This is a genomic window from Streptomyces sp. NPDC093544 (assembly GCF_040683495.1).
Classification (GTDB): Bacteria; Actinomycetota; Actinomycetes; order Streptomycetales; family Streptomycetaceae; genus Streptomyces.
The window spans coordinates 24,360-37,659 of the sequence record NZ_JBFBEA010000009.1; the positions used below are offsets into that span (position 1 = coordinate 24,360).

Below are 13,300 nucleotides of genomic sequence, written 5' to 3' on the forward strand. Positions count from 1 at the left end.
CGCATGGACACGCTCCTCTATCTGACCCGGCGCGTCCTCCAGTCCCTCGCGGTGATCCTCATCGTGACGGTGGTGGTCTTCTGCCTCCTGCACGCGCTGCCCGGGGGTCCCGCACGCGGGATCCTCGGCCCGCAGGCCACGGCCCAGCAGATCGCGCAGTTCAACCACGAGCAGGGCCTGGACCGTTCACTCCCCGTGCAGTACGTCTACTACCTGCGCACCCTCCTGCACGGCGACCTCGGCACCTCGTACACCCTGAACGAGGCGGTGTCGCGGCTCATCGAGCAGCGCCTCCCGAAGACCCTCGTCCTGACGGTCCTCTCCGCCCTGGTCGGGCTCGCGCTCGCGATCCCGCTCGGCATGTGGCAGGCCGTCCGGCGCAACAAGCCGGCGGACTACGTCATCACCACGCTGAGCTTCGTCGCGTACGCGACGCCGGTGTACTTCCTCGGCCTCCTGCTGGTCCTCGTGTTCACCCAACTCCTGCCCTGGTTCCCCTCGCAGGCGCCCCAGGGCGACACACTCGGGCAGGTGCTCGCGCAGCCGAACGCGCTCGTCCTGCCGGTCGTCGCGGGAGCCGCCTCCATGGTCGCGGTGTTCAGCCGCTACATGCGCGCCGCGACCCTGGAGAACCTCTCCGAGGACTACGTACGGACCGCGCGAGCCGGTGGCGCACGGCCGCGCGCGATCCTGTGGCGGCATGTGTTCCGCAACTCACTCACGCCCGTCATCGCCATGCTCGGCTACTACATCCCGGTGCTCTTCGGCGGTGCGCTCGTCGTCGAGCAGCTCTTCAACTACCCAGGGATGGGGCTGCTGTTCTGGAGCGCCGCGCAGTCCTCCGACTATCCGGTCCTGCTCGGCTGCGTCCTCGTCATCTCCGTCGCGACCGTCATCGGCACCCTGCTCGCCGACATCGTCCAGCGGATCGTCGATCCCCGAGTGAAGGCGGGCCGGACATGAGCGCCGTACTGACCGTGGAGACCGTCGCCGGTTACAGCCTCTCCGTGCGCCGGTTCACGCGGAACAGACTCGCGGTGGCCGGCCTGGCCGTCGTCGTACTCTTCCTGCTCTTCTGCTTCGTGGGCCCACTGCTCTACTCGACCGACCAGACCCACACGGACCTCACCCAGGTGAATCTCGCACCCGGCGGCGCGCATCTGCTCGGTACCGACGCCGTCGGACACGACGAGCTCGGGCGGCTCATGTTCGGCGGCAAGGTGTCGCTCCTCGTCGGCCTCGCGGCCGGCGTCCTCGCGACTGTCATCGGCACACTCTGGGGAGCGGTCGCCGGGTACGCGGGAGGCTGGATCGACGCGGTCATGATGCGCGTCGTCGACGCGGGAATCGCCATCCCGGCGCTTTTCATCCTCCTGGTGGTCTCCGCCATCACGACCCCGGACACCTGGGGCCTCGTCCTCATCCTCGGGCTGGTGTCCTGGCTCGTGCCGTCACGCCTCATCCGGGCCGAGACGCTCACCCTCAAGGGCCGGGACTATGTGCTGACCCTTCGCGCGATCGGCGGCACGCACGGCCGGGCGATCGCCCGGCACATCCTGCCGAACTCGGTCTCGACGATCGTGGTGGCGGCGACCTTCCAGGTCGCCGACGCCATCCTGCTCGTCGCCTACGTGTCCTACCTGGGCCTGGGCGTCCAGCCACCGGCCACGGACTGGGGCGGGATGCTGTCGGCCGGTCTCACCGCCGCGTACTCCGGACGCTGGTGGCTCATCGTTCCGCCCGGCCTCGCCATCATCGTCGTCGTCTGCGCGTTCAACGCGATCGGCGACGGCCTGCGCGACGCCTTCGACGTTCGGGGGCGCGGATGACCACCGACATCCTGCGGATCGAGAACCTGGGCGTCACGTTCTCGACGGAGACGGGTGACGTACCCGCCGTCCGTGATGTGTCGCTGTACGTCCGACCAGGGGAGACGCTGGCCCTAGTCGGCGAGTCCGGCTCCGGGAAGTCGACGGTCGCACTCGCCGCGATGGGGCTGCTGCCCGGCAGCGCCCGCGCCACGGGCCGTGCCCTGGTCGACGGGACCGACGTCATCGCCGCCGCCGAGGCCGACCTCACCGGCCTCCGTGGCCGTACGGCGTCGATGGTGTTCCAGGAACCGGCGACCGCGCTCGATCCGCTGACCCGGATCGGCGCGCAGATAGCCGAGGTCGTACGCAACCACCGGCGCGTCACTTCCAAGGACGCGGCCCGTGAGGCGGTCGAACTCCTGCGCCGCGTCGGCATCCCGGACCCGGAGACGAGGGCGTCCGCGTTCCCCTTCCAGCTCTCAGGCGGACAGCGGCAGCGCGTGGTCATCGCCATGGCGATCGCGAACGCGCCGAGCCTGCTCATCGCGGACGAGCCGACCACCGCGCTCGACGTCACCGTGCAGGCCGAGATCCTCGACCTGCTGCGCGCACTGGCCGCCGACTCCGGCACGGGGGTTCTGCTGGTCACGCACAACATGGGGGTCGTGGCGGACTTCGCGGACCGCGTCGCCGTGATGCTCCAGGGGGAGGTCGTGGAGACGGGTCCGGTGGAGGAGGTACTGCTGCGCCCCACGCACGAGTACACCAAGCGGCTGCTGGGGGCGGTGCCGCGGCTGACGGTCGCCGAGCCGGGGCCGGTGCGGGAGAGCCCCGTCCACGGCCGGCCCTCCGCCGACCCGGTGGTCGATCTGGAGGACGTGTCCGTGCGGTTCGGGCGCGGACCGCGGGCGGTACGGGCGCTGAGCGACATCTCGCTCACGGTCCGGCCCGGCGAGACCGTCGGCCTCGTCGGTGAGTCCGGCTCGGGCAAGTCGACCGCGGCCCGCGTCGCCCTCGGCCTCATAGCGCCGTCATCCGGTTCGGTCGCACTCTTCGGCGCGGATCTCGGCCGGACCAGGGGGCGGGCCCGCCGCGCCCTGCTGTCAGGCGTCGGTGTGGTCCTCCAGGACCCGGTGGCCTCCCTCGACGCCCGGATGAGTGTGGGGGAGTGCGTCGCCGAGCCGCTGCGTGTCCACCGCCGCGGGATGTCGGCGGCGGAGCGCCGGTCCCGGGTCGGGGACGTACTCGAACGCGTCCGGCTGCCAAGGGACTTGGCGCAGCGCGGCCCGCGCGAGTTGTCGGGCGGCCAGCGTCAGCGGGTGAGTCTCGCCCGTGCACTGGTCCTCGAACCGCGGCTGCTGGTCGCCGACGAGCCGACGAGCGCGCTCGACGTGAGCGTTCAGCAGTCGGTTCTGGAAGTGATTACCGAGCTCCAGGACGAACTGGGTTTCGCCTGCCTGTTCGTGTCCCACGACCTAGCCGTCGTACAGCAGTTCGCGCAGCACGTGGTCGTCATGCGTGCCGGGCGCATCGAGGAGGAGGGCAGTACCGCGACCACGCTCCTGCACCCGAGGACGGACTACACGCGCCGGCTCATCGCCGCCGTGCCCGTGCCCGACCCGGTCCTGCAACGCCGACGGCGCGAGGAACGGCACGCCGTCCAGGGGGTGAAGGCGTGAAGGCCTCCGAAGTCCGCCCGGCGCCCGAGGTGTTCGCCGGTGTCGACATCGGCGGCACGACCACACAGGTCCTGCTCTGTACGGCCGACCTCGACGTGGTCGACTCCACGGAGGTGCCGACACCGGCGAGCGAGGGCGGGCAGGCGATGGTCCGCGCCGCGCTCGACGCACTCGGCGTCCTCCGGGCCCGGGTGCCCGCACAGCTGCTCGGGGTCGGCATCGGCGCCGCCGGCGTCGTCGACAGCCGCGCCGGGCGCATCCTCGTGGCGAGCGACTCCTTCAACTCCTGGGCCGGGTTCGCGGTGACGGCGACCGTGGAGGAGGCGCTCGGTGTTCCGGCCTTCCTCGACAACGACGTGAACGCCTTCCTTCGCGGCGAGACGGCCAAGGGCGCGGTCGTGGGCGAACCGTACGTGCTCGGGATGACGCTCGGCACAGGCGTCGGCGGAGCGCTGTGGCTGAACGGCGAACTGCTCGACGGCCCGCACGGAGCGGCCGGAGAGGTGGGCCACATCCCGGGCTTCGGCGACCTCCCCTGCACCTGCGGTGGCCGCGGCCACCTGGAGACACTCGCCTCGGGACGCGCGATCCGGGCGCGGTACGGCGAGCGGACGGGACGCTTGCTCACCGCAGAAGGTGTCGCGGAGGCGGCGGCTGATGGTGACCCCGACGCGATCGCCGTGTACGAGGCCGCGGGCGCGGGAGTCGCGCGCGCGATCCTGGTCACGGCCGGCCTGGCCGACATCACGACGGTCGTGATCGGCGGCGGTGTCAGCGGGGCGTGGGATGTGCTCCAGCCGTCGATACGGGCCGCACTCGCCGCCGAGCCGCCCGTCAGCGGGCATCCGATCCGGGTCGTGCGGGCCCGGCTGGGCAGCGGAGCCGTCGCGATCGGCGCCGCGTCCCGGGCGCGTACGGAACTCGGCGTGGTCGCGCGGGTGTAACTGTCGTTTGCCGGACGGTGAGTTGACGCCCGGCGTCCATACATTGGTCTGTACATGCCCCTCGTGGCAGGCCAGACTGTGCGCCGAACAAGCACCCCCCACCTAGGAGCAGAACACATGCGCATGCTAGTCCGGCAACGTTGTCACGCGGCTCTGGCCGGTCTCGTCACCCTCACCACAGCCGCGGTCCTGACGGTCTCCGCCACCGCGGCCGCCGCTGCCGCCGACACCTGGACCGAGGTGGGCTCGGATCACGCCGACGCATTGGCCGAGAGCCAGGGCCTGACCTCGGTCGAGGTGCCGGCCGGAAGCCCGAACCGCTACACGGGGGTCGGCACCATCCCCATCGATGTCTACGCCCGCGGCTGGAACCACGTCGGGGACCCGGACGCCTCCTACAACGGCTACTACATCGAGCCGTATCAGGCCGACGGCGGCACCGGCAAGATGTTCCGGGTGCAGGCGCCGGGCGGCGCGTGGTCGGAGTACGTCCACACGCTCAACTCCGGGGAGGCGCTGAACAACTCCTGGGTCGCCATCTCACCGAGTGGCTCGTGGATGGTGAACGGCGAGTACGGCACCATGACCAGATTCCTGGTGTTCCCGACCCCGGGCGTGAACTCGAGCACCTCGCCCTCGGCGAACCTGCCGCAGGCGTCCACCATCACCCTCGACCACGCCGTACGTGACGTACAGGGCTGCGACTTCGTCACCTCGACCCAGCTGCTCTGCTCGTCCGACGACCCGGCGGGCACGCTCTTCGGCTACACCAAGCCGCTCCTCCAGATCGATCTGTCCGCCGAGCCGGGCAGTACCAATGTGACGGGTCACGTCACGGCCCTGCGTCAACTCCCGCTGCGCAGCGGCTGCACGGGCACCTTCGAGGCGGAGGGCATCGACTACGACCGGCGCACCGGAACCCTGCGCGTGATCGTCATTTCGCCCGGCTTCTGCGTCCTGACCGACAGCATGACCTACAAGTTCACCAAGAGCTGAGCGCCGACGCCGGGGGCGTCCGAGGGGGTGCGTGGCATCCGACCGTCTGGATTCAGTCCAGGTCTCGCCCCGCCACCCCCTCGGACACCCCCGGGCGCGGCTACCACGCTCGCCTGCATCACGAGCTCATCGACGACGCCGTCGACGGCCTGATCATCGACTCCCTGGAGCGGCTGCGCACCCTGCCGGCCCAGCGCGGCTACAAACTGCCCAAGCACTTACGGGTAGGACTACAGTCGAAAGGAAAACCCGAGTGATGGGGGCTTCCGGCAGTGGAGCAGGACGAGGCCGTGATCGGCTGTACGGGGGAGCTGCTCATCGGCACGCGTGGAGCCGCCGGCCCCGGCGAGATCCTGGTGCGGGTCAGAGGCGGATCCGAGACCTTCTTCGCGTGGTCGCAGGAGCCCTTGCCGACGGGGTCCACCGTGCTCGTGATCGAGTCCCGGGGCCGCCGTGAGGTCGAGGTCATCAAATGGGATGATCCACTCGAAGCGTTGGGCGGTCCCGCCGGCGCAGTCTGAGGAGGACAAGGATGTTCGGTTACCGCGTGCCCGCCCCTGACGAGGCGATGCTGATCTCGGGGGGCAGGCGCGGACTGGGCGGAGCGCCGTTCCGCGTGGTGACGGGGCACGGCAAGTTCGTGCTCCCCGTCTTCCGCAAGACCCGCTTTCTCACCCTGTCGATGTGCGAGGCCGAGGTCACCGAGACCTGCGTCACCCGGCAGGGCATCTCACTGCACGTCCGCGCCGTGATCGCCTTCAAGGTCGGCAACGACACGGAGAGCATCATCAACGCGGGGCAGCGGTTCCTCTCCGACCAGGAGCAGATGTCGGTGCTGACCGGCCGGATCTTCGCCGGCCACCTGCGCTCGATCATCGGCTCGATGACGGTCGAGGAGATCGTCACCGAGCGGCAGAAACTCGCCGCGGAGGTCCTGGACACCTCGAAGATCGAGATGGCGAAGATCGGCCTGATCGTGGACTCGCTGCAGATCCAGTCGATCGATGACGGCGACACCGGCTATATCGAGGCCATGTCCGCGCCGCACAAGGCGGCCATCCAGCGGCAGGCCCAGATAGCTCAGGCCCAGGCCACTCAGGCCTCGGTGGAGGCGGAGCAGGTCGCCGCCCGTAACCAGGCCGAGTACGCCCGGCAGACCGCGATCGTGCGGGCGGAGTACTCGGCCGAGGTGGACCGCGCTCAGGCGCAGGCCGCGCAGGCCGGACCGCTGGCACAGGCGCACGCGCAGCAGGAAGTGCTCGCCGCGCAGACCGAACTGGCCCAGCGCGCCGCCAAGTTGCGTCAGCAGCAGTTGGTGGCCGAGATCGTGAAGCCCGCCGAGGCCGAGGCCGAACGGATCCGGGTGCTCGCCATCGCGGAGGCGGAGCGCATGAAGATCCAGGCCGCGGCCGCCGCGTCGTACGACCGTGTCGCCCTCGACAGGATGCTGATCGACCAGCTCCCGCTCATCGTGAAGGAAGCCGCGGGCGGCCTCGCCGGCGCCAACGTCAACGTCCTCAACGGCGCGGACGGACTCGGTGAGATCGCCGCGGGCCTGGTCGCCCAGGGCCTGACGATCCTGGACTCCGTGCGCCAGAACCTGAACGGCCAGAACGGCGACGGCAGCGCCGAGAAGGTCAAGGGGCTACTGGAATTGCAGGGGTATTCGGGTACGCCGGGGAAGGACACCGACGAGGGGGAGCGGGAGGACGGTCCCGGTAACCCCCGCTAGGGCGGTTCTGGTGCGAACTCGGGACCGCGCTCCACGGTTGACGCTCGCGTCAGGCGAGCCAGCCGGTCGAGCCGGACCCGGGTGGAAGGGCGCGGGAGCTCGGTACCGAGGCGGCGGAAGGTCTGGGGAGGAGACCCCCGGATGCGGGACCGGCGTTGACGATCCAGTCGAGTTCGCGCTGGATCCTGCTTGCCTCGGTGCGGACCTGTAGCGGTATGTCGCCGCGCTCGGATATCAACTGGGCGTAGATCGGTGCGTCGTGCACGGTTGGCGCTTCTCCTCGGGGTCGGTGCCTCGCCTCTACGGTAAGGCCGCGGCGTCGCCGCGGGACTCATCCTCCCAGTTCGGGCAGAACCGGAAGCACATGGCCAAGGAGTGACATGTTCAGGGCGCGGGTTCGCGCGCCCACCGGTCGAGACCCGTGTCCGCTTGCTGACCGGTGTGCCTGTTCCGTCGACGGAGTTGCCCGAAAGGCTCCTGTGCGAAGGTCCGTTCGATCAGAGGTAGCCTTCGCGGAGGGCATAGGCCACGGCATGTGCGCGGTTGCGCAGGTGCAGTCGGTTGGTCAGCCCGTGCATGACGTTCTTGACCGTGCGTTCGGAGTAGGACAGCTTGCTCGCTATCTCCCCGGTGTCCATTCCCTCGGCCACCAGCCTCAGGACATCGACCTCACGCGGCACCAGGCCGGAGAGCGGGACACCGGAATGGCCGGCCGCGGAGCGCTGGAGTGAACCCACCTGAGTGATGAGGCGTCCCAGGAGATCCGCGGGCAGATCACCGTCGCCCCGAGAGGCCGCGAGCACGGCCTGCACCAGCCGGTGCGCAGTGGCCTCGTGGCGCCAGACGATGGACCCGACTCCGCACTCGATGACATCGAGGAGTTCGGCTTCACGGATCACGCCCACCACGAGGACAGCGCGTACGCCGTCACCGCGTACCGGTCGGCGCAACTGCGAGAGCGTGCTCTCGTCCGGCGTCTCGTTCACCACTACGGCCACCGTGCCGGGACCGGCCTCCACATCGTCGAGGAGATCGATCACCGGCTGCTGCCCCAGCAGACTGCGTACCCCGGCCAGGGAGATCGGGTCCGGCGCCTGGACCACCACGGGTATCCGGCCGGTGGAAACCAACGCACCCGTTTCGGTGGGCCGTTGCGACACGTCTGCGTCAGTGGTCGGTGGTGAGCCGTGCAACCGTTACTCCCAAGTCCGTATGCCGGTGGCCCCCGTGCCGTCAGTGCCCAATGGGCTTGTCCTAGCCTTCTGCGCCCGGTGTGACCGCGCAATCGTGGAGGACCACGAGACGCACCACGAGATCGATCATGAGACGCCCACCGGAGGAGGCATCGATGTGCGAACTCGGACCGCTGCGTGAACGCCGGGAGGCCATGGAGCTGTTGGCGGCCGAGGCGGATCGTGCCCGGGCCGGGTCCGGCCGTCTGGTGCTGCTCAGAGGAGCGACAGGCACTGGCCGCACGGCCCTCCTGGAAGCCGTCGCCGAACAGGCACAGGCGCGCGGCACGCGGGTGCTGCGGGCCCGCTGCTCGCCCGACGACGAGGCCGTCCCTTTCGCCGCGGTGCTCCGGTTGCTGTCCCTCGTGACCGAGTTCACGAGCGCCGAGCCGTGTCCGCAGCAGGGCGAATCGGCGTACGACCGGACGTACGCCGCACAGCTGTGGAACCAGTTGCGCGCGTACGCCGACGGCGAGCCCCTGCTGGTGGCCGTGGACGACGTTCACTTCGCCGACGAGTCCTCGCGCCGCTGGCTCGTCGACGCCGCCCGGCGGATCGACGGAATACCCCTTCTGCTGGTCGTGACCGAGCGCTGTCAGTACGACATCGACCCGCCCTCGGACGGCCTGGCGCACACGCTCTCACCCACCCTCGTACGCACCCACACGCTCGCCCCGCTGAGCGCTGACGCGGCAGCCCAGCTGATCCGTTCGGACGCCGGGGCCGCGAAACCCGAATGGGTGGAGGACTGCGTACGGGCAGGTGCGGGCAGCCCTCTGCTGCTGCGCGCCCTGCTGGACGATCTCCGGGTGAAGAAACCGGCGGGCACCCTGCCCGAAACCGTGCCGCAGACCTGCGCGGCCCTGTATCCGGGCGCCTACCCGGCCGCCGTCTCCTGGTGGCTGGACAGCGCGGGCCCCGCGACGGCCGGTGTCGCCCGCGCGCTCGCGGCGCTCGACGGTGATGTCCTGGACGACGGGCAAGGTGAGGGGACGGGTGCCGAACTGCTCGCCCGGATGGCGGGAGTCGACCCCGCGAGAGTGCCGGGCTGGCTCACCGCGATGACCCACCTGGGGCTGCTGCGCACGGATCCGGACGGACGGGCGCGCTATGCCCACCCCCTGCTGCGGGACGCGGTGGTGAGCGGCTGGCCCAGCGTCCGGCGGCAGGCGGCCCACCGCACGGCGGCCGAGGTGATGCTGCGCCGCGGCGATCACGCCGAAGCGGTGGCAGGACAGCTCCTGCGGACTTCCGTGGTCGGCGTGGGCGCGGAGTGGGCCACGGCCGTGCTCCTGGACGCCGCGACCGTCGCGGTCCGGCACGGCAGAACCGACGACGCCGTGTCCTATCTGCGCCGGACGCTGGAGGAGCCGCTGACGCCCGCCCGCCGGGCCACGGTCCTCATAGAGCTGGGCTCCCTGGAATTCGCGGCCGCCCGCTCCTCGGCCGGGATACCACGGCTCGCCGAGGCGGCACGGCTGCCCGGCATGCCCCAGGACCGGGCGCGGGCGGCGGTCGCTCTGGGTACGGCGCTGGCCCTGCGGGGCGAGGGCCGTGCGGCGGTCGACGCACTCCGCGGTCTGGACGATCAGCTGGCCGACCATCCCGACCTGATCCGTCTGCTGCAGCTCGCCTCGGCACTGCTGTCGGACCACGACCAGGTGATCAGGCAGGAGGCCTACCGGTGGCTGTACGACACCGCGGAACGGTCGCCGCACCTCATCGGAACGGCCGGGCGGGCACTCCTGGTGCGCTATGAGTCGACGGCGGGTCACATTTCCGCGGCCACGGCGATGAAGCGGATCCGCGAGCTACTCGACGAACCCGCCGACCCGTTCGCGGAACCCTTCCTGCTGGGCACGGCCGCCGCCGTCGCGCAGTGGGCCGACGAACCGGACGAGGCCGAAGGACTGGTGGGCCGCGGACTGGCCGGGCAACGCCCGTCACTTCTGCACCCCATGCATCCTGCGCTGCTGAACGTGCGGGCGGACATCGCCGCGGGGCGCGGAGCGTACGCGGATCTGCTGGCCGACCCCGGGGCCTGGCAGGTCACCGAAACCCGCCCTCACCGGTCCGATCCGGCCAACGCGCACGCGCACGCCGTGATCGCCCTGGTCGAGACGGGCCGTACACCGGAGGCGGCTCGCCTCGTGGACAGCTTCGATCTCCGGGAGGCGCGCGACTCCTGGGAACTCAACCGATTCCTTTACGCGCGGGGCGTGTTGCGGTCCGCGTCAGGTGATCAGGCGGGTGCGCTCGCCGACTTCCTGGAGTGTGGGCGCCGGCAGTCGGCGCGCGATGTGGTGAGCCCGGTCGTCACGCCCTGGCGGAGCGCGGCTGCCGACTGCCGTGTCGCGCTCGGGCGTCCGCAGGAGGCCCTCGCCCTGGCCCGGGAGGAAATGCGGCTCGCGCTGGTGTGGAACACCCCGCGGCTGGTGGGCCGGGCGATGCGGGGGCTCGCCACGGCGACCGGGGGCAGGCGAGGTCTGGAACTGGCCGACAGAGCTGTACGCATACTCCGGGACGCCTCCGCACAGACCGAGCTGGTTCCCGCCCTGATCGCACAGGGGCGGCAGCTCTCCGCCGCCGGCGACCGGGCCCGCGCCCGCGCAGCACTGCGGGAGGCCGCCGAGCGCGCGGAACGGCTGGGCGCGGTGCGCATGCGGTCCCTCGCCGAGGAGGCGTTGCCCGAAGCAGGCTCCCGCGGCGGCGCTACGGCGCTCACCGGTTGGGCGGCACTGACCGGTAGCGAACGCCGCATCGCCGCGCTCGCCGCCGACGGCCGGACGAACACCGAGATCGCGGAGCTGCTGCACCTGGCCCGGCGCACCGTCGAGACCCACTTGACCAGCGCCTATCGCAAGCTCGGCATCCGCCGTAGGACGGAACTCCCCGCCGCGATGGGCGAACGGGCGCCCGGCCCGACGCAGGGCGTTTGAGGCCTGGGGTCCACCCTCTGCACGTGCCGCCTCTCAGGTGCGGGGATCTTGGGTTCGCACACGGGAGCCGCACCCTTCACACGGGGTGCACGCCGCTTTGCCGGAGCGCCCGGTCTCACTCCCTCCCGGAAGCCTGACGAGGCGCTGAGAATGAGGCCCAGTGAACGGGCCCCGTCCACCATCCGCAGAGGGGCGGGGCCTGTTCACGTGAGCATGCCCCTCGAATGGGGCCATGTACTTATTGGACGGGTGACTCAGCTCGGACGGCTGACTGAGCTTGGACGGGTGACTCAGCTCTTGTGGGCGCGCAGCGCGGCGAGGGCGCGGTCGGCGTGTGCGCTCATCCGCAGTTCGCTGCGGACCACCTCCAGGACCGTACGGTCCGGCGCGATGACGAAGGTGACCCGCTTCGTGGGCGCCAGGGAGAAGCCGCGCTTCACCCCGAAACGCTCACGGACTGTTCCCTCGGCGTCGGACAGCAGCGGAAAACCGAGCGTGTGGCGACCGGCGAACTCCTGCTGGCGGTCGACCGAATCACCGCTGATCCCGACAGGCCGCGCTCCGGCGGCGGAGAACTCGGCGGCCAGATCACGGAAGTGGCACGCCTCGGCCGTGCAGCCCGCGGTGAGGGCGGCGGGATAGAAGAACAGCACCACCGGTCCCTCGCCGAGCAGCTCCGACAAATGCCGGACCGTACCCGTCTCGTCCGGCAGAGCGAAGTCCTCGACCGTGTCACCCACAACCGCGCTACTCGTCATGACCGTCCCTCTCCACCTTTGGCGACGCCACGTGCCCACAGCACGAGCGGTACTTGCAACGGAAGCCGCGCCAGGGCCGCGGCCTTGAGCGGTGCGGGCTTGTGGCGCCAGTCCACGGCCATCTGGATGTTGGCCGGGAACACCCCGACGAACAAGGTGGCGGTGGCCAGCGCGGCGGCACGCCGTGTACGGGGCAGCGCCACCCCGGCCGCCAGCGCGAGTTCCACGGCACCGCTCGCGTAGGTCCACGCCCGGGGCGACCCGGGCAGAGCACTCGGGATGATCGCGTCGAACTGGCGCGGGGCGATGAAGTGAGCGGCGCCCGCGGTGGCCAACAGGCCGGCGAGCAACAGGGGCGAGCGTTCCGACCGTGGCACGGTTCCTCCTCTGGACCTGTCGCGCGACATTACTGGATGGTAAGTCGGAGGGGGCGAGGGGGGTGCGGCCGCCGTGTGCGGCAGCAGACTCCTGCATGTTTGATGTGGAGTTTGCCGGTGAGTCGTATGAGTAGAACGCATGTGTCGAGCCAGCGAGGATGTGAACCACGATGGCCAAGAACCAGAAGGCAAAGGCCAAGATGGAGCAGGCCAAGGGCAAGGCCGAGGAAGCCGCCGGACGCACGGTCGGCAACGAGCGCATGACCGCCGAAGGCAAGACGGATCAAGCCAAGGGCGACGCCCGCCAGGCCAAGGAGAAGGCGAAGGACGTCTTCCGGCACTGACGACACCTACGCCGCAGGGCCTGCCGCATCATGATGCGGCAGGCCCGCTTCATTGTGCGTTCCTGGGGGCGTGCGGAAGGAGGCCTCCGCGTTCGCGCTCACGCCGTCAGCGCCTGCCGCGGTGTATCTGCCAGGGATGGTGCGGTGGCCACAGCCGCCCGCACCGGGTAGATGGTCTTCGCGGGATCCACCAACGGATCCCCCAGCACGATCCGGCCCGCCGCGTGCAACGCGTCGCACTCGTCGGTGGGCAGCGCGACGTGACAGCCTCCGCGCCCGGCCGCCGAACCGACGGCCTGCCAGTAGCCGTACCGCCGAAGCCCGTTGGCGTGCACCGTGAGGAAGACGGGAGCGCGCTGCTCCATGACGAGACGCAGGACGTCGGCGCCGCCGGGGCTGAGCGGAACGCGGGCGCGGGGGAGGGCTCGGAGCATGGGTCACCGGCCTTCGGTCGGAGCCTGCGGCATGGCGCGGCGGTGGAGAAGGGG

The 13,300-nt window shown here is 70.7% G+C and carries 14 protein-coding genes; 9 read left to right on the forward strand and 5 right to left on the reverse strand.

Annotated features, from left to right (window positions below):
• Positions 1–3 precede the first annotated feature (3 nt).
• From AB0N66_RS15155 to AB0N66_RS15185, 7 genes are all read left to right on the forward strand, one after another.
• Positions 4–963, forward strand: a complete 960-nt coding sequence (locus AB0N66_RS15155) for an ABC transporter permease (RefSeq protein WP_365433741.1) — start codon at positions 4–6, stop codon at positions 961–963.
• Complete coding sequence (locus AB0N66_RS15160; RefSeq protein ID WP_365433744.1) at positions 960–1,829, forward strand: ABC transporter permease; 870 nt, start codon at positions 960–962, stop codon at positions 1,827–1,829. Before AB0N66_RS15155 ends, AB0N66_RS15160 begins: the two co-directional genes overlap by 4 nt.
• Positions 1,826–3,490 carry an ABC transporter ATP-binding protein gene (locus tag AB0N66_RS15165; protein WP_365433747.1) on the forward strand — a complete coding sequence of 555 codons (1,665 nt, stop codon included), beginning with the start codon at positions 1,826–1,828 and terminating at the stop codon, positions 3,488–3,490. Before AB0N66_RS15160 ends, AB0N66_RS15165 begins: the two co-directional genes overlap by 4 nt.
• A 29-nt stretch (positions 3,491–3,519) precedes the next feature.
• Positions 3,520–4,434: an ROK family protein gene (locus AB0N66_RS15170; RefSeq protein ID WP_365434488.1), complete on the forward strand. Its 915-nt coding sequence runs from the start codon at positions 3,520–3,522 to the stop codon at positions 4,432–4,434.
• 117 nt (positions 4,435–4,551) lie between these two features.
• Positions 4,552–5,430, forward strand: coding sequence for a hypothetical protein (locus AB0N66_RS15175; protein WP_365433750.1), 879 nt, complete (start codon positions 4,552–4,554; stop codon positions 5,428–5,430).
• A gap of 272 nt (positions 5,431–5,702) precedes the next feature.
• Entirely contained in the window at positions 5,703–5,951 is a 249-nt protein-coding gene (locus AB0N66_RS15180; protein WP_365433753.1) for a hypothetical protein, read from the forward strand.
• A gap of 11 nt (positions 5,952–5,962) precedes the next feature.
• Positions 5,963–7,162, forward strand: coding sequence for an SPFH domain-containing protein (locus AB0N66_RS15185; RefSeq protein WP_365433756.1), 1,200 nt, complete (start codon positions 5,963–5,965; stop codon positions 7,160–7,162).
• Between the two features lie 49 nt (positions 7,163–7,211).
• Here the strand turns inward: AB0N66_RS15185 and AB0N66_RS15190 are convergent, their stop codons facing one another.
• Together AB0N66_RS15190 and AB0N66_RS15195 are read right to left on the reverse strand one after the other, a co-directional pair.
• The gene (locus AB0N66_RS15190) at positions 7,212–7,427 is read right to left on the reverse strand and encodes a hypothetical protein (RefSeq protein ID WP_365433759.1); all 216 of its coding nucleotides are present in this window, start codon (positions 7,425–7,427) and stop codon (positions 7,212–7,214) included.
• Positions 7,428–7,659: 232 nt separating this feature from the next.
• Positions 7,660–8,322: a response regulator transcription factor gene (locus AB0N66_RS15195; protein ID WP_365433762.1), complete on the reverse strand. Its 663-nt coding sequence runs from the start codon at positions 8,320–8,322 to the stop codon at positions 7,660–7,662.
• 188 nt (positions 8,323–8,510) lie between these two features.
• Here AB0N66_RS15195 and AB0N66_RS15200 point away from each other — a divergent pair, with 188 nt between their 5' ends.
• Entirely contained in the window at positions 8,511–11,333 is a 2,823-nt protein-coding gene (locus tag AB0N66_RS15200) for an AAA family ATPase (RefSeq protein WP_365433765.1), read from the forward strand.
• Between the two features lie 290 nt (positions 11,334–11,623).
• Here the strand turns inward: AB0N66_RS15200 and AB0N66_RS15205 are convergent, their stop codons facing one another.
• Positions 11,624–12,091, reverse strand: a complete 468-nt coding sequence (locus AB0N66_RS15205; protein WP_365433768.1) for a peroxiredoxin — start codon at positions 12,089–12,091, stop codon at positions 11,624–11,626.
• Positions 12,088–12,468, reverse strand: coding sequence for a MauE/DoxX family redox-associated membrane protein (locus AB0N66_RS15210; RefSeq protein WP_365433771.1), 381 nt, complete (start codon positions 12,466–12,468; stop codon positions 12,088–12,090). The genes AB0N66_RS15205 and AB0N66_RS15210 overlap by 4 nt, the downstream gene beginning before the upstream one ends.
• A gap of 170 nt (positions 12,469–12,638) precedes the next feature.
• On the opposite strand from AB0N66_RS15210, the gene AB0N66_RS15215 reads away from it, so the two are divergent.
• On the forward strand, positions 12,639–12,812 hold the full coding sequence (locus tag AB0N66_RS15215) for a CsbD family protein (RefSeq protein WP_365433774.1): 174 nt from the start codon (positions 12,639–12,641) through the stop codon (positions 12,810–12,812).
• Between the two features lie 98 nt (positions 12,813–12,910).
• On the opposite strand, the gene AB0N66_RS15220 is transcribed toward AB0N66_RS15215, so the two are convergent.
• Positions 12,911–13,246, reverse strand: coding sequence for a hypothetical protein (locus tag AB0N66_RS15220; protein ID WP_365433777.1), 336 nt, complete (start codon positions 13,244–13,246; stop codon positions 12,911–12,913).
• Positions 13,247–13,300: the final 54 nt, after the last annotated feature.